Consider the following 18,417-nt stretch of genomic DNA (forward strand, 5'->3'; position numbering starts at 1 on the left):
ATGCGCGGGGCGTGACCAGAATCCCGCCTCGTGGTGAACGGCAGGTGAACAGCTTCGTACGGCTAATGCCGAGGGCTGTGCGTCTCGATCGCGATGATGCCGGATGCCGGGTTGCTCTTCGACAGGTGCACGACGGAGTACTCGCCCACCTCGAGCGCAGCGGCATCTCTGATGTAGCTGCCCATCGTGGTGCCTGTCGCAAGGGCGATCTCGCGCAGCACGTCGGGAATGACCGGACCGTGGCTGCAGAGCACCGCGGTTCTGAGAGCACGTACGCGCTTGCCGACCACCTCACGGATGCCGGCCGTCGACGTGCCCGATTCCCAGGCATCCTGCGAGAGCACGTCGGTTCTCCTGGCGGTCACCCCGAAGGCGGCGGCCAGTGGTGCGACGGTGGCGACGCACCGTACGGCCGAGGAGGTGACGATGCGCTTCGGTCCCCACGCCGCGATGGTGGGCACGTTGCTGGTGGCCTGTTGCACACCGACCTTGGTGAGCGGGCGCAGGGCATCCGTGCCACTCCAGCGGGACCGGGAGATGGCCTTGGCATGCCGCAGCACCACGAGGGCGAACGTCTTCGTCACGCCCTCGTCGAAGAGGGCGGCCCACTGTGCGACGATCTCCGCGTCGCGCTCGTAGCTGAGGTACTTGCGGGTGCGCTTCAGAGGTACCCACTCGATGGCGGCGATCTCATCGTTCGGCACGAACGTGGAGGCGTGCACGGCCTTCTCGCTCACTTCAGCGGCCCAGTAGTGCACGAACTTCTCGCGTCCGCTGGAGATCACGTAGTTCGTGACGCCGAGCGGCACGCCGAGCGTCACCTTCAGACCGGTCTCCTCGAGAACCTCGCGCTGCGCGGCCTGGGGAAGCGACTCGCCGGGGTCGACCTTGCCTTTGGGCAGGGTCACGTCGGCGTACTTCGCCCGGTGCACGACCAGGATGTGCGGGGTGCCGTCGATGATGCGCCAGCAGACCGCACCACCGGCGTAGATGACCGTGTCGGTCACCGGCGGCTGCCCGAACGCTGTCGGTGCGAGATCACCTGCATGAGCCTATTCTGCAGATCGTCGAGCGGCTGTCCATTCTCGTCGAGGCTGTGCCGCACCCAGCTGCCGTCCGAGGTCAGCCACCACGACGACGTGCGTTCGTCCATCGCGCGATCGAAAAGGTCGTAGAGTTCGGCGATGTGCGCGGGGTCCACGAGGCGCACGAGCGTCTCCACCCTGCGGTCCAGGTTGCGGTGCATCATGTCGGCGCTGCCGATGTACACCTGCGGGTCCCCGTCGTTCTCGAAGGCGAAGATGCGGGAGTGCTCCAGGTATCGGCCGAGGATGGATCGCACCCGGATGTTCGCGCTGTACCCCTCCTGTGCGGACTTCAGCCCGCAGATGCCACGCACCCACAGGTCCACGGGAACTCCGGCGCGGCTCGCGCGGTAGAGCGAGTCGATGATGGCCTCGTCGACGATCGAGTTCACCTTGATGCGGATGCCGCTGGGGCGCCCCGCCTCCGCGTTGGCGCGTTCGTTCTCGATCGCCTTGATGAGCCCCTTGCGCAGGTGCAGCGGGGCGACGAGCAGCCGTTTGAACTTCTTCTCGATGGCATAGCCGGAGAGCTCGTTGAAGAGCCGCGTGAGGTCCTTGCCCACCTGATCATCGGCGGTGAGCAGGCCGAGATCCTCGTAGATGCGCGACGTCTTCGGGTTGTAGTTTCCGGTGCCGATGTGGCTGTAGTGCCGCAGCACTCCGTTCTCTTCGCGCACCACGAGCGCGAGCTTGCAATGCGTCTTCAGGCCGACAAGGCCGTACACCACGTGAACGCCCGACTTCTCGAGCTTGCGCGCCCACTCGATGTTCGCCTGCTCGTCGAACCGCGCCTTGATCTCCACCAGCGCGAGCACCTGTTTGCCGCGTTCGGCGGCGTCGATCAACGCCTCCACGATGGGACTGTCGCCGCTCGTTCGATACAGCGTCTGCTTGATGGCCAGCACGTGCGGATCGCGGGCCGCCTGCTCCAGGAACGCCTGAACACTGGTCGCGAACGACTCGTACGGGTGGTGCAGAAGGATGTTGCCGCGCGCGATAGACGCGAAGACATCCGGTTTCGCGTTGGGCTCGCGAGGCATCAGCTGGGCCGGTGTCGTCGGCACGTGGTTCGGATAGTGCAGTTCGGGACGCTCGATACGGCTGAGCTCGAACAGCCCGCCGAGGTCGAGCGGGGCCGGCAGCCGATAGACCCCCTGCTCGGTGATGTCGAGTTCCCGCACGAGCAGGTCGAGCGTGATCGGATCCATATCCTGCGACACCTCGAGCCGGATCGGCGGCCCGAACCGGCGGCGCAGCAACTCGCGCTCCAGCGCCTGGATGAGGTTCTCGGTCTCGTCCTCGTCGACCTCGACATCCTCGTTCCGCGTCACGCGGAACACGTGGTGTGCCAGCACCTCCATGCCGGGGAACAGGTCGCCCAGATGGTGGGCGATCAGGTCTTCGAGCATGATGAAGCGCATCTGCCCGATCGACTCGCGCTGGTCGATGCGCACGAATCGGGGCAACATCGTCGGAACCTTGAGCCGGGCGAACTGCTCCTTTTCCGTCTTCGAGTTGCGCACCCGGATCGCCAGATTCAAAGAGAGCCCCGAGATGTAGGGGAACGGATGCGCGGGATCGACCGCCAGCGGCATCAGCACGGGGAAGATCTGCCGGGAGAAGATCTCGCGCATCTGCTCACGGTCGGCGTCGTCGAGGCTGTCCCAGGTCGCGATCGAGATGCCGGCTTCGGCAAGCGCGGGCATCACGCCGTCGTGGTATGCCCGGGCGTGCCGCACCTGCAGCTCATGCGCCTTCTCCGAGATGTCTGCGAGCACGTCCACCGGAGCGCGGCCGGTGTTCGTCTGCACGGCGAGCCCTGTGAGGATGCGCCGCTTGAGACCCGCGACGCGCACCATGAAGAACTCGTCGAGGTTGGTGGCGAAGATCGCGGCGAAGTTGGCCCGCTCCAGCACCGGGATGAGCGGGTCCTCGGCGAGCTCGAGCACGCGCTGATTGAAAGCCAGCCAGCTCAGCTCCCGGTCGAGGTAGCGGTCCGGCGGCAGGCTCGGATCGATCTCGGGGTTCCACGGCTGCTCGAAATCGTCGTCGAACTCCGGGCTCAGCCCGGTGCCGATCATGGTGTCTTCGCCGTCCATCCCCTCATCATGACAAACCCGCCGTCGGTTGAGCTTGCTTTTGCCGACGGTCGGGCTTGCCTCGGCCGCCGGTCAGCGTGCCTCAGCCGTCGGTTGAGCTTGCTCCCTCCGCCGGTTGAGCTTGGTCCTCCGCCGGTTGAGCTTGTCGAAACCTCTTTGCACTCCTGGTTTCGACAAGCTCAACCAGCGGGTCCGGGGTCGGCTCAACCCGCGGTGCGCCTGTATTGCACATCGACGGCGTCTTCGATGAAGCCGAAGCGGCGGTACAGGGCCAGGGCCGGGTGGTTGTCGCCCTCCACGTACAGGGACGCCTCGGTGCGGCCCTTCGCGCGCATCCTCCGAAGGCCCTCCGCGAGCAGGAGCTTGCCGAGGCCGCGGCTCGCGGCGTCCGGATCCACGCCCAGCACGTACACCTCGCCCTCTGCGGCGTGCGGCTGAAGCTTCATCCAGTGGAAGCCGAGCATGCGGCCTGCGGAGTCCTTCGCCACGAGAAAGTCCGCCGGGTCGAACCAGGGTTCCGCCTCCCGCTCGGCGAGGTCGTCGGCGCTCGTGCTGCCCTGCTCAGGATGCGATGCGAACGCCCGTGCGTTCAGCGCGAGCCAGTCGGAGGCATCCGCGTCGGGGTCGAACTCCGCGATGCGGATGCCGCTGGTCGACATCGCAGCGCCCGCGCCCGTGGACCCGCCGTCACCGACCGTGAGCAGGGAGGGCAGCCGCAGCCGCAGCAGGGTGCGCACCACGTCGAAGCCGTGGCCGGAAGCGAGGGCACGCGCGGCCGGATGATCGCCGTGCGACCACGCGGTGACGTCCGGCTCCAGCTCGGGAAGCAGCGAATCCAGCATCGCGGTTCCGAAACCTCGTCCGCGCGCCGCCGGCAGCACGGTGAGGTCCAGTTCACCGTTCCCGAATGCGGCCGCGGCGATCGCGACGCCGCCGTCCCGGCCGACGCGAACCGACCGGCGCCCGGATGCGAGGTCGAGCCTGGTCTGCTCGTTGAACGGGTCGGTGTCGTCGTGGCGCAGCGCGGCGTCTGCCACAGTGAGGGCGTCCGCGACGTCGTCGGAGCTCGGCGACACGCGCTCAGACATCCTCGTCGTCGACGACGTTGAACCGGTAGCCCACGTTGCGCACCGTTCCGATCAGCGACTCCGAGTCGCCGAGCTTGGCGCGCAGCCGCCGTACATGCACGTCCACAGTGCGCGTGCCGCCGAAGTAGTCGTAGCCCCACACCTCGCTGAGCAGCTGTTCGCGTGTGAACACCCGGGCCGGATGCGTGGCGAGGAACCGCAGCAGCTCGAACTCCTTGAAGGTGAGGTCGAGCGGGCGGCCGTGCACCTTGGCGGAGTAGCTGGCCTCGTCGATCGTCACACCGGATGCCTGGATCTTCGACTGGGCCGGATCGTTCGATCTGCGCTCGACGGCCAGACGGATGCGCGCGTCGATTTCGGCGGGCCCGGCACCCTCGAGAATTACGTCGTCAGCTCCCCACTCGGCCGTCACCGCGGTGAGGCCGCCCTCGGTGAGCACGAGCACGACCGGCACCGCGTTGCCTGTGGTGGCGAGGATCTTGCACAGCGCCTTCGCACCTACGAGGTCGCGTCGTGCGTCGAGGAAGACGAGGTCGCACGACGACGCGTTCAGCAACGACGACGTGTCTGCTGCGACCTGACGCACCCGATGGGAGAGCAATCCGAGTGAGGCGAGCACCTCGTTCGCGGGCGTGGGCGTGAGCACCAACAGTTGAGCCACGCGACCCTCCCGCCCGGTTGAGAAGTATCCCGATCCTATCGTCGCGAGGGAGAATGGTCGGGTGACCGGCGAAACCCTCACCCCGACCATGCGGTGGACCTCGGTCGTGGGCGTCTGGGTCGCGTCCCTGGCGGCTGCAGTGCTGATCGGCGTCTTCGCCGACGCCCATGCCTACCTCGGATGGCTCGGCATCGCGATGGCCGGCGCCGTGCTCGTCTCCATGTGCATTCAGCTGGCCACGCAGGAGAAGCGCGGCTTCGTCATCCGGATGGGCACCAGCCTGGCCGGGTCGTTCGTCATCTTGGCGGTCGCAACGCTCGTGCTCGCCCTGATGCATCGCTGAGTCCGTCTTGTGTGCGCGTCCCCGCCGGGCGCACCGCGGTCGGCCGGATGCACGGCTGGGTCCGGCGGCGTACATGCCGCCGCCTTCACGAGCGCGTTGTGTGCCGGACGACCTCGTAGACTGAAGCACATGCTTGTCACCCTCGAGCTCGTGTTCGTCGGCCTGCTGTCGCTGGCAGTGCTGGCGATCGCCGGCGTCTCGGTTCTGGTCGTCTACAACCTGTTCCGAGGCCAGCGCTGATCTCCATCCCCGAAGGGCTCCCCGCGGAACTCGTTCCACTCTCGTGGCTCCTCGGAGTCTGGGAGGGTACCGGCGTGCTCGACTACACGATCGGCGATGAGCACGTCGAGCGCGAGTTCGGACAGCGCGTCAGCTTCAGCCACGACGGGCTCCCGGCGCTGAACTACAGCTCCTACACCTGGATGCTCGATGAGCAACGCACGCCGTTGGCGACCGAGCTCGGCTATTGGCGGCTCAGCCGCACGCTCCTGCCGGAAGACGCCGGCCCGGGACTCCTTCCCGGTTCGAACACGCGTCCCTTCGACACGGCGCGCTCGGTCGAGACGCTGCGCACGTCGGAGGGCGCATTCGAAATCGAGGCGCAGATCCTGCACCCTGACGGCATCTCCGAGCTCTACGTGGGACGGGTGAAGGGCCCTCGCATCGACCTCGCGACGGATGCCGTGCTGCGCACCTCCGGCGCGAAGGACTACTCGGCAGCGACCCGCCTATACGGCCTGGTCGAATCGCACCTGCTCTGGGCGTGGGACATCGCCGCCCTCGGTCAGGACCTGCGCACCCACGCATCGGCTCGGCTGGCCCGCACCGATCTCGCGGCCGAGACACCGCCTGAGGAAACGAGTGCAGGCCCGATACCGGCCGGCACGGTACCCGCATCCGAAGCGGGCGCGGAATGAACGCCTCGCCGTTCCTCGCGCTCTCCGGCGCCGTCGCGGCCGGCGACGGGGCGGCCGACGCCGGTGTCGCCGCGCACTACGGCAATCCACTCACCGAGCAGCGCGCACTGCAGCGCGGTGACGCGGTCGTAGACCTCTCCACTCGCGGCGTTATCGCGGTCTCAGGAGGCGACCGGCTCAGCTGGCTGGACTCCATGAGCAGCCAGTCGCTGCGAAGCCTCGCGCCTGGCGAGTCTGCGGAGGCGCTGCTCCTCGATCCGGCCGGCCACATCGAGCACGCGCTGCACGTCGTCGACGACGGCGAGACGACCTGGCTGCTCGTCGAGCGCTCCGACACGGATGCCGTGCTCGCCTTTCTGCAGAAGATGCGCTTCATGCTGCGTGTCGAGCCGGTGGACCGCACGGGCGACTTCGCCACCGTCGGCAGTTTCGAGGGGCCGAGCGACGGAGCCTCCGCGACGCGGGCATCCTCCGTCCTCGAGACCGCTGCGGCGTCGGAAAACGGCGTGCGCCTGCAGTGGTGCGACCCGTGGCCGGCCGTCGTCGCCGGCGGTCACCAGTACGCGCACCCCGAGCAGGCCGGCCAGGAGCATCCTGGTGCCGGATACCGCTGGGTGGAGACGCTCGTTCCGCGGGGCTCGCTCGACGCGCTCGCAGAGCAGGCGGCATCCGACCGGATGCATGTGGCGGGCACCATGGCGGCCGAAGCGTTGCGCATCGCCGCATGGCGACCACGCCTGATCACGGAGGTCGACGAGCGCACCATTCCGCACGAGCTCGACTGGTTGCGTACGGCAGTGCACCTGAACAAGGGCTGCTATCGCGGTCAGGAGACCATCGCGAAGGTGCACAACCTGGGACACCCGCCTCGCAGGCTCGTGTTCCTGCATCTGGATGGCTCGGAGGGCATCGAGGTGCAGGCAGGCGCTGACGTGCTCGCCGGGGACTTGGTCGTGGGGCGGGTGACGTCTGCAGGGGTGCACCACGAGCTCGGGCCGATCGCGCTCGCTGTGGTGAAGCGCTCGACGGATCAGGCGATCGACCTGACCGTGCGCACGTCCGAAGGAGCGGTTGCGGCCGCCCAGGAGATCATCGTGCCCACGGATGCCGGCGCCGAAGCCCACGTGCCGCGCATCCCGCGGCTGGGCGCCGTCAGGAGATAGGGCCGTCGGTCGATAGGGCGGTCCGGAGACACCGCTCATCGAGCATCGGCCGCGCGTCCCGGCGCTGCTGCTGCCGGTACGCTTGAAGGCATGCCCTCCCCCTACACCCTGATATTGCTGCGCCACGGCGAGAGCGAGTGGAACCAGAAGAATCTCTTCACCGGCTGGGTCGACGTGCGACTGTCCGAGAAGGGACGTTCTGAGGCCGCGCATGCGGGGGAACTGCTGGCATCGGAGGGGCTTCTGCCCGACGTGCTGCACACGTCCGTGCTCAACAGGGCGATCCAGACGGCGAACCTTGCGCTCGAAGCGGCCGACCGGCCGTGGATCCCCGTGCGCCGTTCGTGGCGCCTCAACGAACGGCACTACGGTGCGCTTCAGGGCCTCGACAAGGCGGAGACCAAGGAGAAGTACGGCGACGAGCAGTTCATGCTCTGGCGCCGCTCATTCGATGTTCCACCGCCTTCGCTGGCCGACGACGCCGAGTGGTCGCAGGTGGGCGACCCGCGCTATGCCGACCTGACGAACGAAGAGCTGCCGCGCACGGAGTGCCTGAAAGATGTCATCGCGCGCATGCTGCCGTACTGGCACTCCGACATCGTGCCCGACCTTGCGGCCGACAAGACCGTTCTCGTCACGGCGCACGGCAACTCGTTGCGCGCGCTCGTCAAGCACCTCGACGGTGTAGGTGACGACGAGATCGCCGAGCTGAACATCCCCACCGGCATCCCGCTCGTCTACCGGCTCGGCGACGACTTCATGCCGCTCGGTGCGGGCGAGTACCTCGACCCGGAGGCTGCTGCGGCCGGTGCCGCGGCGGTAGCAGCCCAGGGCGCGACCGCCGGTTGAGCCTCTTCCCGCCGGTCGCCCCTGTCGAAACCCGCCGGTCGACCCTCTTCCCGCCGGTCGCCCCTCTTCCCGCCGGTTGAGCCTGTCGAAACCCGCCGGTCGACCCTCTTCCCGCCGGTCGACCCTCTTCCCGTGGGTTGAGCCTGTCGAAACCCGCCGGTTGGTGCGCAGCGTGTTCCCGCGGGTTGAGCCTTCCCGCCGGTCGCCCCTCTTCCCGCGGGTTGAGCCTGTCGAAACCCGCGAACGCACAACCTCCCACGACCTCAGCCCGCGGACACCTCTGGCGCCCAGTCCCCGGTCACGAGGTACTGCACCTTCTTCGCGATCGACACGGCGTGGTCCGCGAACCGTTCGTGGTAGCGCGACGCGAGCGTGGCATCCACCGTGTCGACCGTCGCGCCCTTCCAGGTCTCGCCCAGCACCTTGTCGAACACGCTCGCGTGCAGCTCGTCGATCTCGTCGTCCTGGTTGCGCAGCTCGTCGGCCACTCGCGGATCCTGCGTGCGGAGCAGCTCGACCAGACGCTCGGCGATGAGCACGTCGAGGCGGCCCATTTCCTTGAACGTGCCGCGCAGGCTCTTCGGAACGACCTTGTCCGGAAAACGGTAGCGCGCGAGTTGGGCGATGTGCTCCGCCATGTCGCCCATTCGCTCCAGCGATGCGCTGATGCGGAGTGCGCTCACCACGATGCGCAGATCTCTGGCGACCGGGTTCTGCCTGGCGAGGATCTGGATCGAGAGCTCGTCGAGCACGACCGTCAGCGCGTCGATGCGCTGGTCGTTCTGGATGACCGTCTCGGCCAGCGCCACGTCCCCGTTGTTGAACGCCTGCGTGGCGCCCTGGATGGAGACGACGACGAGTTCGCCGATCTCGACGAGGCGGTCCTGCACCTCGCGCATCTCGTGCTGGAAAACGTCACGCATTGACTGTCCATCCTCTTGGGCGGCGTGCCGAGCGGCCGGTCGTTCCGGTCGTCCGTGCCACACCGGGTCGGGCCATGCTCTCCGTGCCAGGTTAACGGTCGGTGTCGGATGCCCGAACATTGCGCGAATCGGGCCCCATCAGGGGGTTCCGCGGCCGGAACCACCAGGGGTGCCCCGGTAGCCTTCTGGCATGGACTCCACCTGGTTGGTGCTGCTGTCTCTGGCACTCGGCCTCGTGGTCGGGGCCGGATTCGTGTGGCTGCTGCACTCGGCGGCGTCCCGCAGCCATCGTGCCACCGAGATCGTGAGTCCGACCGTTCCGGACGGCGTCGACCAAGTGCTGGAGGCGCTCCCGACCGCAGGCATCGTGGTGGATCCGAGCAACAATGTGGTGCGGGCATCCGCAGGTGCGTACGGTCTCGGGCTGGTCTGGAATGCGGCACTCAGCCAGCCGCGCATGGTCGAGCTCGTCGACGAGGTGCGTCGAACGGGGGAGCCCGTAGCGGAAGACCTCGAGCTGGCCCGCAGCACCCTGGGGGATGCCACAGTGCAGCTCACGGTGCGCGTCGCCCGGCTGGGCTCCCGCTACATCCTTCTGCTGGCGGACGATCGCACCGAGGCGGTGCGTCTCGAGCAGGTGAGGCGCGACTTCGTGGCGAACATCAGCCACGAGTTGAAGACGCCGATCGGGGCGATCAGCGTGCTGGCGGAGGCGTTGGAGTGCGCGCCGGACGACCAGGAGCAGGTGCGGCACTTCGCGGCCCGGCTCACGTCGGAGGCCGGCCGTCTCGCCCGCCTGACGCAGGACATCATCGACCTCTCCCGGTTGCAGGCTGCGGAGATCGTGCCGCACGCGGAGCGAGTGTCGATCGATGCTGTGGTGGCTTCAGCCGTCGACCAGAATCGCGTGCTCGCCGAATCGCGGGGCATCGAGCTGGCCACCGGACGCGCGTCGCACGCCGTCGTCTTCGGGGACGAGAGCGTGCTCACGACGGCCGTGCACAACCTGGTCTCGAACGCCGTGCGCTACTCACCGGGCAACACCCGCGTCGGTATCGGCACGCGCCTCGCCGACGGTGTCGTGGAGATCGCGATCACCGACCAGGGGCCCGGCATTCCGCCGGAGGATCTGGACAGGGTATTCGAGCGCTTCTATCGCGTCGACCAGGCACGCTCGCGTGCCACAGGCGGCACCGGGCTCGGGCTCTCCATCGTCAAGCACGCGGTGCAGAACCACGGCGGCGAGGTGCGCGTGTGGTCGCAATCCGGCCGTGGCTCGACCTTCACCATCCGGCTGCCCGAGGCAGAGCACATCGCCCAGGCGCCGGGCACGGACACCCGCGCTGCCGAACCCGCAGACGTCGCACAAGGAGAACGAACGAGATGACACGCATCCTGCTGGTGGAAGACGAGGAGTCGCTGAGCGAGCCGCTCGCGTTCCTGCTGCGCCGAGAGGGATACGAGGTGACCGTCGCCGACAACGGGCAGGATGCCGTCGCCCAGTTCGATCGTGACGGAGCCGACCTGGTGCTCCTCGACCTGATGCTGCCCGGCATGCCGGGCACCGAGGTGTGCAAGCTCCTTCGCGTGCGTTCGAGCGTTCCGATCATCATGCTCACGGCGAAGGATTCCGAGATCGACATCGTGGTCGGGCTCGAGCTGGGTGCCGACGACTACGTGACCAAGCCGTACTCGACCAGGGAGCTGCTCGCGCGCATCCGTGCCGTGCTGCGCCGCCGTGTCGACGAGGAATCGTTCGACGACAGCGTCTTGGAGGCGGGGACGGTGCGCATGGACGTCGACCGCCACACCGTCTCGGTGTCAGGGCTGGATACGCCTATGCCGCTGAAGGAATTCGAGCTGCTCGAACTGTTGCTGCGCAATGCCGGCCGGGTGCTCACCCGCGGCCAGCTGATCGACCGGGTGTGGGGGAGCGACTACTTCGGCGACACGAAGACGCTCGACGTGCACATCAAGCGCATCCGCTCGCGGATCGAGGCGAACCCGTCGGATCCTCGGATGCTCGTGACGGTACGCGGTCTCGGGTACCGCTTCGAAGACACCGTGCCGGCGGGGCAGCCGGAGAACCGGCCGCAGCCTTGAGCTACCTGCGCCGCAGCCTTGAGCTACCTGCTGGGAGCGTAGTCCGAGTAGCCCGGGAACGAGGATGACAGCACGGGCACCTGGATCTGCGTGCCCGTGACACCCGCGTAGCTGAAGTACACGTCGGTCAGCGAGCCCGGCTTGGCGTTCAGGCCGACGAACTCCACCCGCGTCGCACCCTTGGCGCCGATCTTCTTCACGGCGTCGCCCATGATGGCGACCTGGTGCGACCTCGAGTCGTGCTGGATCGAAAGGTAGTGCGCCTTGTCCTCGTTGTTCACGAACGTGACGACGAGATTGCCGACAGTACCGGAGCTGTTGGAGATGATGAGCGCGTTGCGGATGTCGATCTTGCCGACCGTTCCGTTCACGCCGTGAGCGGACTCCTTGATGTACAGGGTGTCCTGAGGTGTCAGCAAAGTGCAGCCGGACATGCCTGCGGTGAGTCCGAGAGCGAGAACGATGGATGCCGCGACGCGCGCCTTCACTTCAGATCCTCCAAGTCGCACCGGGCCGGCCGGTTCGGCCTGTTACGAACACCGCGGATTGCCTCTCGAGCCTACCGTATCGCGGGCGGTCGGCCGGTTGGGGGCACAGGGTAGCACGACACCGCTGTGGTATCCTAGACGCTGCTGAAGGGACTGCTATCTATGCTTTTCGAGGTCGGCGAGACTGTCGTTTACCCCCATCACGGTGCTGCAACGATCACCGAGGTCAAGAAGAGAATCATCAAGGGTGAAGAGAAGGTCTACCTCAAGCTCAACGTCACCCAGGGCGACCTGACCATCGAGGTTCCCGCCGAGAATGTCGACCTCGTCGGCGTTCGCGACGTCATCGGCAAAGAAGGCCTCGACAAGGTGTTCGAGGTGCTGCGTGCGCAGTTCACCGAGGAGCCGACGAACTGGTCCCGCCGCTACAAGGCGAATCTCGAGAAACTCGCCTCCGGCGACGTGATCAAGGTCTCCGAGGTTGTGCGCGATCTGTGGCGTCGCGACCAGGACCGCGGCCTCTCCGCCGGTGAGAAGCGCATGCTCGCCAAGGCACGTCAGATCCTCATCTCCGAGTTGGCGCTCGCCGAGAAGACCGACGAAGACCAGGCATCCAACGTGCTCGACGAGGTGCTCGCCTCCTGAAGCGCTGCATCATCCTCTAGCCTTTCGGCATGAGCGAATCCTCGCCGCGCGTCGCGGTGATCGTGGTCGCCGCAGGATCGGGCACCCGTCTCGGGGCGGGGAGGCCGAAGGCGTTCGTTTCCGTCGCCGGTCGCACCCTGCTCGAGCACTCGATGCATGCCGTGCGCGGCATGAGTGCCGACGCCCAGCTGATCGCGGTCGTTCCGCACGGCGCAACGGACGAGGTGCGCCCTCTGTTGGCGTCGCTCACGCCTGACGCGGTCGTCGTGGCGGGCGGAGCGAGCAGGCAGGCATCCGTCGAAGCCGGACTCGCGGCGCTGCATGAAGCCGTGCAAGTCGTGCTGGTGCACGATGCCGCACGGGCGTTCACGCCGTCCTGGCAGTTCGACGCGGTGGTCGCCGCCGTCGACGCTGCGGGAGAGGGCGTCGTGCCCGGTCTTCCCGTCAATGACACCATCAAGCGCAGGAACGTCGACGAGCTCGTCACGGACACCGTCGACCGCTCCGCGCTCGTCGCCGTGCAGACGCCGCAGGGATTCCCCCGAGACATCCTCGTCGCGGCATATCAGGCCGCGACCGAGGAGGCGACGGATGACGCCGCCCTCGTCGCCGCAATCGGTCACCCGGTGCGCGTCGTCGCGGGCGACCCACTCGCCTTCAAGGTGACGACGCCCGCTGACCTGGTCAGAGCCGAGCAGCTCTTCGGTGCGGCCCCCCATGCCGGGCCCCCCAGGATCGGGTTGGGCACCGACACGCACGCCTTCGGCGGCGACGGCGAGCTCTGGCTGGCCGGTCTGCACTGGCCAGGCGAACCGGCACTGTCCGGGCACAGCGATGGGGATGCCGTCGCGCACGCCATCGTCGACGCGCTCCTCTCCGCAGGCGGACTCGGCGACATCGGGTCGGTTTTCGGAACCGACGACCCGCGATTCGCCGGCGCACACGGTGAGGTCTTCCTCTTGGCGGCTCAGGAGCGGCTCGCCGCTGCCGGTCTGCGCGTCGGAAACGTGAGTGTGCAGCTGATCGGCAACCGGCCGCGGTTCGCCCCCAGACGCGAGGAGGCGCAAGGAGTGCTGTCGGGCATGCTCGGCGCGCCGGTCTCGATCTCGGCGACGACCACCGACGGGCTGGGTTTCACCGGCCGCGGCGAGGGTGTGACGGCGATCGCCACAGCGCTGGTGATGCCCGTCATCGGCGATGCCGCACGTTGAGCCAGGCTCGAACCATCGGTAACAGGGCCGGTTCGACCGGCGGTTGCACCTAGTCTTGACAGCGTGGGAATCCGACTGTACGACACGCGAGCCGCCCGCTTGCGCGATTTCGTTCCGCTGCACCCCGGCAAGGTCGGCATCTACGTCTGCGGTCCCACCGTGCAATCCTCGCCGCATATCGGTCACCTGCGATCGGCGCTGGTCTACGACCAGATGCGCCGCTGGTTCAATTACCGCGGCTACGACGTCACGCTCGTGCGGAACGTGACCGATATCGACGACAAAGTGCTGATCAACGCGGCCGCGGCGCAGGCATCCGGCAGCGATGAGCAGTGGTGGGCGCTCGCCTACCGTTATGAGCGCGACTTCACCGACGCATATTCTTCGCTCGGCATTCAACAGCCCACGTACGAGCCTCGCGCCACCGCGAACATCCCGCAGATGCAGGAGCTCATCCAACGGCTGGTTGCGAGCGGGTACGCCTACGTCGCCGACGACGGCTCGGGCGACGTGTACTTCGACGTGCGCAGCTGGCCGACGTACGGCGAGCTGACGAAGCAGAGCATCGATGCGATGGAAGCGGCGACGGATGCCGACCCGCGCGCAAAACGCGATTCGCGCGACTTCGCGCTCTGGAAGGGTCGTAAGGACGACGAACCCGAGTCCGCCTCGTGGGCGAGCCCGTGGGGCGTGGGACGCCCGGGCTGGCACATCGAGTGCTCCGCCATGTCGGCACGCTATCTCGGGCCGCGCTTCGACATTCACGGAGGCGGCCTCGATCTGCGCTTTCCGCACCATGAGAACGAACTCGCCCAATCGACGGCCGCGGGCGAAGCGTTCGCCGGGTACTGGGTGCACAACGGGCTGGTCAACGTGGCGGGCCAGAAGATGTCGAAGTCGCTCGGCAACTCGGTGTATGCGGCCGATCTCATCGGCGCAGCCCGCCCGCTCGTCGTGCGCTACTACCTGGGCGCGGCACACTACAGGTCGACGATCGACTTCACCGAGAGCTCTCTGGCCGAGGCCGAGGCGGCGCTCGAGCGCATCTCCGGTTTCCTCGAGCGCGTCGACCGCAGGCTGGCGGGCACCCGCTTCGCCTCCAGCGGCGCCGAGGTGCTCCCGGCGGAGTTCGCCGACGCGATGGATGACGACTTCGGGGTGCCGCAGGCGCTCGCCGTACTGCATGACACGGTACGTGCCGGCAACCAGGCGCTCGACGGTGAAGATCTGGGTGCCGCGGCCACGGCCAGGGGGCAGGTCGAGGCCATGACCGAGGTGCTGGGCATCAACCCGTTGTCACAGCAATGGCAGGTGCGAACGGATGCGCCTGCTCGTGCTGCCCTGGACGCCCTGCTGCGCCGACTTCTCGCAGACCGGCAGGCAGCCCGCCAGGCACGGGACTTCGCACTGGCCGACCGCATCCGCTCGGAACTGGCCGAAGCGGGCATCACGATCGAGGACACCCCGACGGGTGCGCATTGGAGTATCGATGGCGAATAAGCCGCGCGCGGGAGCCGTGCGCAAGTCCAAGAAGGGTCCTACCAAGGGCACCGGCGGTCACGGCCGCAAGGCGCTGGAAGGCAAGGGACCGACGCCGAAAGCGCAGGACCGCACGTACCACGCCGCGGCCAAGCGCAAGGAGCTCGCCGAGCGTTCCGCGGCCAAACGCGGCGGCCAGCGGTCCAACACCGGGGCAGGTACGACCGCACGCCGTGCCACGGCGGACGACGCCGAGTTCGTCACCGGCCGCAACTCCGTGCTGGAGGCGTTGCGGGCGCGCATTCCTGCCACAACGCTGTACGTCGCCGCGCGCATAGAACTCGACGATCGCGTCAAGGAGATCCTCAGCACCGCGACGAAACGTGGAATCCCCGTGCTCGAGGTGATGCGTCCCGAACTCGACCGGCTCTCGGGTAGAGACACAGTGCATCAGGGCGTGGTGCTGAAGGTTCCGCCGTACGAGTACGCACACGTGGACGACGTGCTCGACTCCGTGCTGCAGAAGGGCGAGGTGCCATTGTTCATCGCGCTCGACGGCGTGACGGATCCGCGAAACCTGGGTGCGATCATCCGCTCGACCGCGGCATTCGGCGGCCAGACGGTCATCGTTCCGCAGCGCCGCTCCGTCGGGGTGACCGCGTCGGCGTGGAAGACGTCGGCGGGTGCGGCAGCGCGTACGCCCGTTTCGATGGCGGCGAACCTCACGCAGACGCTCAAAGGGCTGAAGAAGCGCGGACTGTTCGTGCTCGGACTCGCCGGCGACGGCGACGTATCGCTGCACGATCTTCAGCTTGCGGACCGCGGCGTGGTGATCGTGGTCGGCAGCGAGGGCAAGGGTCTGTCTCGCCTGGTGAGCGAGACGTGCGATGCGATCGTGTCGATCCCGATCTCCGCTTCGACGGAGTCGCTCAACGCGGGCATCGCCGCGAGCGTGACGCTGTACGAGATCGCGAAGCGGCGGGTGGAGGCCTCCGCCCGCTGACCCGCGGATGCTCATGACGCGGCGTAGACCGTACCCTTAGGAGGTTCCGGAGCGGTGGTATCCCGCTGCGGAACCCGCCGAAGTGCGCCGCGAAAGGTTTGAGGTCATGGATGATCGACGACGGCTGCTCGAGCGCGTCTATTCGCGGGAGGGCGCGGCCGAGGAGCCGCGCGAGTACCGGGATCCGCAGGACGGCTCCACGGTTCGCATGACGCCGAGCCAGTGGGCGCTCGCCGAGTACGACCGGCTGCACCCGCAGGCATCCGACGATGCTCAGGGGTCGGCACCGAACGATGGGGCGTCGCACCAGCGCGCGGGCAAGGACGGTGCAACGGGCCGGCCAGGCCGGGGGACGGGCATCGGCTCCGACGATCCGGACTCCGACCGGGCGCACTTCGATGAGGCGCACTTCGATGAGGAGGACGCTGACGATGCGGGCGAGTCGCGCGAGGCCGGCATCGTGTCCAGGATGCGCCGCGCGGCTCCGGTGCTCGTCGCGGCCGCAGCGTTCGTGCTGGGCGTGCTCGTGGCGGTGGGCGTGTCGAGCGCGGTCGGACGCCCTGCACCATCGAACCCTGCGGCCGTGAACACGCCGACGAATGCTCCGGATGACGCGGACTGGCACCCGCTTCCAGGCCCGGCGGTTCGAGACTTCCTGAACTCATCGCCGCGCGCGACCGATCTGCCGGCCGCCGTCACGAAGGGGTTCGTGCCGAGTTCCTTCCATCTGATCGCGGGATCGGTCTCCCTCGGCGAGAGCGCGTCGATCTACGCGGCCGAGCGTCTGAACGACCAGTACTGCCTCGTAGCGGTCGCCGACGGGGCGAGGGTCGCCGAGACCTGCGGCACGCTTTCCGAGATGGCGGCGCACGGGCTCACACTGACGAAGGACGCGGTGCGTGACGTCGACGGCCTCCCGCTCGCCGTGACGGTGACCTGGTCGACCGACGGCACGATCAGCTGGGAGGCCAAGCCGTCCGTGGGCTGAGTGGTCGGTGGTGCTGCCGCCCTGGCGTGCTTCAGACCTTGGTGCTTCAGACCCCTTGGTGCTTCAGACTTTGGACATCCAGTCGTCGCCTTCGTCGGCCTCGTCGTCGAGCACCTCAACGGGCACGGTGAACGCCTCGGTGACGGGGGCGATGACGGTCGCCTCATCGCGGCGGTAGCGCAGCACGTCGTTGATGTACGACGAGAGCGCCTCGGCCAGCGGTACGTCGCGTCCCTCTTCCTGTGACATGAACCAGCGGTGGTCGAGCAGCTGGTGGAACACCTCGGCCGGCTCGAGCTTGCCGCGCAGGTCGGCGGGGATGGCGCGCACCACAGGCTCGAAGACGCGCATCAGCCATTCGTGGGCGATCGCCTCTTCGTCCGATCCCGGCTTCGCGACCGTCGCCGCGTAGGAGTCCAGGTCGTTCAGCAGGCGGCGAGCCTGGTTCTCGCCGGTGTCGAGGCCGGTCAGTCGCAGCAGCCGGCGCTGGTGGTGCCCGGCATCGACGACCTTCGGCTGGATGCGCACGGTTCCGCTATCGGTACCGGTGCTTCGGATCGCGAGCTCCTCGATGTCGAAGCCGAGCTCGTTCAGCCTGCGCACGCGTTCCGCGATGCGCCATCGGTCGGACGCGGAGAACGACTCGCTCCCGGTGAGCTCCTTCCACAGCGACCGGTAGGCGGCCACGATGCCGCCGGAGATCTCCACAGGGTCGACGTCTTCGTCCAGCCGCCCGCCCGCCTGGATGTCCATCAGTTCACCCGCGATGTTCACTCGCGCGATCTCCAGGTCGTTCTCCCGCTGCCCGTTGGAGAGCCCGCCCTCGTATAGCTGACCGGTCTCGGCATCCACGAGGTACGCTGCGAACGCGCCCGCGTCGCGACGGAACAGCGTGTTCGACAGTGAGACGTCGCCCCAGAAGAAGCCGATCATGTGCAGACGCACCAGCAGTACGGCCAGCGCGTCGACGAGCCGGGTGGCGGTGTCGGGGCGCAGAGTCTGCGAGTAGAGGGCCCGATAGGGCAGCGAGAACTTCAAGTGCCTCGTGACGAGCACCGGCTTGAGCTGCTTGCCCGAGTCATCCGTTCGGCCTTCGATGACCGCGACGGGCTCGACGCAGGGCACGTCGAGGCGCTGCAGCATGCGCAGCATGTCGTACTCGCGTCTGGCCATCTCGCCCGTCGTCTCCTTGACGGCGATGACGTACCCCGAGAGGTTCGCAAAACGCACGAGGTGGCGGGAGATGCCCTTGGGTAGCAGGGCGATGTGCTCGTTGGACCACTTGTCCAGCGGCAGATTCCACGGAAGATCGAGCAGCGCCGGATCGACGGTTGCCGCGGTGATGTTGACGGAGCCCGCCATAGAACTCAAC

General features: G+C 67.7%; 18 protein-coding genes. 11 read left to right on the forward strand and 7 right to left on the reverse strand.

All coding sequences use genetic code 11. The features are described from left to right. Window positions 1-62: 62 nt before the first annotated feature. The 4 genes from ACYVDK_RS08570 to ACYVDK_RS08585 form a co-directional block, all read right to left on the reverse strand. A complete protein-coding gene (locus ACYVDK_RS08570) occupies window positions 63-1,007 on the reverse strand; it encodes an NUDIX hydrolase (protein WP_460520655.1) in 945 nt (314 codons plus the stop codon). Beyond that, window positions 1,004-3,184 (reverse strand): polyphosphate kinase, encoded by a 2,181-nt coding sequence (locus tag ACYVDK_RS08575; RefSeq protein WP_460520657.1) that lies wholly within the window; start codon window positions 3,182-3,184, stop codon window positions 1,004-1,006. Before ACYVDK_RS08575 ends, ACYVDK_RS08570 begins: the two co-directional genes overlap by 4 nt. 203 nt (window positions 3,185-3,387) lie before the next feature. After that, window positions 3,388-4,260, reverse strand: coding sequence for a mycothiol synthase (mshD, locus tag ACYVDK_RS08580; protein WP_460520659.1), 873 nt, complete (start codon window positions 4,258-4,260; stop codon window positions 3,388-3,390). 4 nt (window positions 4,261-4,264) lie between these two features. Then, window positions 4,265-4,933 carry a winged helix-turn-helix transcriptional regulator gene (locus tag ACYVDK_RS08585; protein ID WP_460520661.1) on the reverse strand — a complete coding sequence of 223 codons (669 nt, stop codon included), beginning with the start codon at window positions 4,931-4,933 and terminating at the stop codon, window positions 4,265-4,267. Between the two features lie 61 nt (window positions 4,934-4,994). Here ACYVDK_RS08585 and ACYVDK_RS08590 point away from each other — a divergent pair, with 61 nt between their 5' ends. From ACYVDK_RS08590 to ACYVDK_RS08605, 4 genes are all read left to right on the forward strand, one after another. Next, window positions 4,995-5,276, forward strand: coding sequence for a hypothetical protein (locus tag ACYVDK_RS08590; protein WP_460520663.1), 282 nt, complete (start codon window positions 4,995-4,997; stop codon window positions 5,274-5,276). 236 nt (window positions 5,277-5,512) lie between these two features. Further along, window positions 5,513-6,193, forward strand: coding sequence for a nitrobindin family protein (locus ACYVDK_RS08595; RefSeq protein ID WP_460520774.1), 681 nt, complete (start codon window positions 5,513-5,515; stop codon window positions 6,191-6,193). Then, complete coding sequence (gene ygfZ, locus ACYVDK_RS08600) at window positions 6,190-7,356, forward strand: YgfZ/GcvT domain-containing protein (RefSeq protein WP_460520665.1); 1,167 nt, start codon at window positions 6,190-6,192, stop codon at window positions 7,354-7,356. The genes ACYVDK_RS08595 and ygfZ overlap by 4 nt, the downstream gene beginning before the upstream one ends. Window positions 7,357-7,446: 90 nt before the next feature. Further along, window positions 7,447-8,205 (forward strand): 2,3-bisphosphoglycerate-dependent phosphoglycerate mutase, encoded by a 759-nt coding sequence (locus ACYVDK_RS08605; RefSeq protein ID WP_460520667.1) that lies wholly within the window; start codon window positions 7,447-7,449, stop codon window positions 8,203-8,205. 263 nt (window positions 8,206-8,468) lie between these two features. On the opposite strand, the gene phoU is transcribed toward ACYVDK_RS08605, so the two are convergent. Next, on the reverse strand, window positions 8,469-9,128 hold the full coding sequence (gene phoU / locus ACYVDK_RS08610; RefSeq protein WP_460520669.1) for a phosphate signaling complex PhoU family protein: 660 nt from the start codon (window positions 9,126-9,128) through the stop codon (window positions 8,469-8,471). A 190-nt stretch (window positions 9,129-9,318) separates the two neighbouring features. On the opposite strand from phoU, the gene ACYVDK_RS08615 reads away from it, so the two are divergent. Then, a complete protein-coding gene (locus ACYVDK_RS08615; protein ID WP_460520671.1) occupies window positions 9,319-10,515 on the forward strand; it encodes a sensor histidine kinase in 1,197 nt (398 codons plus the stop codon). Next, window positions 10,512-11,231 carry a response regulator gene (locus ACYVDK_RS08620; RefSeq protein ID WP_460520673.1) on the forward strand — a complete coding sequence of 240 codons (720 nt, stop codon included), beginning with the start codon at window positions 10,512-10,514 and terminating at the stop codon, window positions 11,229-11,231. The genes ACYVDK_RS08615 and ACYVDK_RS08620 overlap by 4 nt, the downstream gene beginning before the upstream one ends. A gap of 23 nt (window positions 11,232-11,254) precedes the next feature. Here ACYVDK_RS08620 and ACYVDK_RS08625 read toward each other — a convergent pair whose 3' ends face one another. Beyond that, window positions 11,255-11,719, reverse strand: coding sequence for a hypothetical protein (locus ACYVDK_RS08625; protein ID WP_460520675.1), 465 nt, complete (start codon window positions 11,717-11,719; stop codon window positions 11,255-11,257). Window positions 11,720-11,881: 162 nt separating this feature from the next. On the opposite strand from ACYVDK_RS08625, the gene ACYVDK_RS08630 reads away from it, so the two are divergent. The 5 genes from ACYVDK_RS08630 to ACYVDK_RS08650 all read left to right on the forward strand — a co-directional run bounded on the left by ACYVDK_RS08630 (window position 11,882) and on the right by ACYVDK_RS08650 (window position 17,045). Further along, window positions 11,882-12,364: a CarD family transcriptional regulator gene (locus tag ACYVDK_RS08630; RefSeq protein ID WP_440295708.1), complete on the forward strand. Its 483-nt coding sequence runs from the start codon at window positions 11,882-11,884 to the stop codon at window positions 12,362-12,364. A gap of 29 nt (window positions 12,365-12,393) precedes the next feature. Beyond that, window positions 12,394-13,575, forward strand: a complete 1,182-nt coding sequence (gene ispD / locus ACYVDK_RS08635; protein WP_460520677.1) for a bifunctional 2-C-methyl-D-erythritol 4-phosphate cytidylyltransferase IspD/2-C-methyl-D-erythritol 2,4-cyclodiphosphate synthase — start codon at window positions 12,394-12,396, stop codon at window positions 13,573-13,575. Between the two features lie 63 nt (window positions 13,576-13,638). Next, window positions 13,639-15,075: a cysteine--tRNA ligase gene (gene cysS, locus ACYVDK_RS08640; RefSeq protein WP_460520679.1), complete on the forward strand. Its 1,437-nt coding sequence runs from the start codon at window positions 13,639-13,641 to the stop codon at window positions 15,073-15,075. After that, the gene (gene rlmB / locus ACYVDK_RS08645) at window positions 15,065-16,057 is read left to right on the forward strand and encodes a TrmH family RNA methyltransferase (RefSeq protein ID WP_460520681.1); all 993 of its coding nucleotides are present in this window, start codon (window positions 15,065-15,067) and stop codon (window positions 16,055-16,057) included. Before cysS ends, rlmB begins: the two co-directional genes overlap by 11 nt. 106 nt (window positions 16,058-16,163) lie before the next feature. Continuing rightward, window positions 16,164-17,045: a hypothetical protein gene (locus ACYVDK_RS08650; RefSeq protein WP_460520683.1), complete on the forward strand. Its 882-nt coding sequence runs from the start codon at window positions 16,164-16,166 to the stop codon at window positions 17,043-17,045. Between the two features lie 63 nt (window positions 17,046-17,108). Here ACYVDK_RS08650 and ACYVDK_RS08655 read toward each other — a convergent pair whose 3' ends face one another. Continuing rightward, entirely contained in the window at window positions 17,109-18,407 is a 1,299-nt protein-coding gene (locus ACYVDK_RS08655; protein WP_460520684.1) for a DUF4032 domain-containing protein, read from the reverse strand. Between the last annotated feature and the right edge of the window lie 10 nt (window positions 18,408-18,417).

It is taken from the genome of Humibacter antri, from assembly GCF_054777235.1.

What these genes read in the sequence shown, in the direction of transcription:
- ACYVDK_RS08575 (WP_460520657.1), bottom strand. Translation starts at nt 3,184, where the DNA reads ATGGACGGCGAAGACACCATGATCGGCACCGGGCTGAGCCCGGAGTTC.
- ygfZ (WP_460520665.1), top strand. Translation starts at nt 6,190, where the DNA reads ATGAACGCCTCGCCGTTCCTCGCGCTCTCCGGCGCCGTCGCGGCCGGC.
- ACYVDK_RS08605 (WP_460520667.1), top strand. Translation starts at nt 7,447, where the DNA reads ATGCCCTCCCCCTACACCCTGATATTGCTGCGCCACGGCGAGAGCGAG.
- phoU (WP_460520669.1), bottom strand. Translation starts at nt 9,128, where the DNA reads ATGCGTGACGTTTTCCAGCACGAGATGCGCGAGGTGCAGGACCGCCTC.
- ACYVDK_RS08615 (WP_460520671.1), top strand. Translation starts at nt 9,319, where the DNA reads ATGGACTCCACCTGGTTGGTGCTGCTGTCTCTGGCACTCGGCCTCGTG.
- ACYVDK_RS08620 (WP_460520673.1), top strand. Translation starts at nt 10,512, where the DNA reads ATGACACGCATCCTGCTGGTGGAAGACGAGGAGTCGCTGAGCGAGCCG.
- ACYVDK_RS08630 (WP_440295708.1), top strand. Translation starts at nt 11,882, where the DNA reads ATGCTTTTCGAGGTCGGCGAGACTGTCGTTTACCCCCATCACGGTGCT.
- ispD (WP_460520677.1), top strand. Translation starts at nt 12,394, where the DNA reads ATGAGCGAATCCTCGCCGCGCGTCGCGGTGATCGTGGTCGCCGCAGGA.
- rlmB (WP_460520681.1), top strand. Translation starts at nt 15,065, where the DNA reads ATGGCGAATAAGCCGCGCGCGGGAGCCGTGCGCAAGTCCAAGAAGGGT.
- ACYVDK_RS08650 (WP_460520683.1), top strand. Translation starts at nt 16,164, where the DNA reads ATGGATGATCGACGACGGCTGCTCGAGCGCGTCTATTCGCGGGAGGGC.
- ACYVDK_RS08655 (WP_460520684.1), bottom strand. Translation starts at nt 18,407, where the DNA reads ATGGCGGGCTCCGTCAACATCACCGCGGCAACCGTCGATCCGGCGCTG.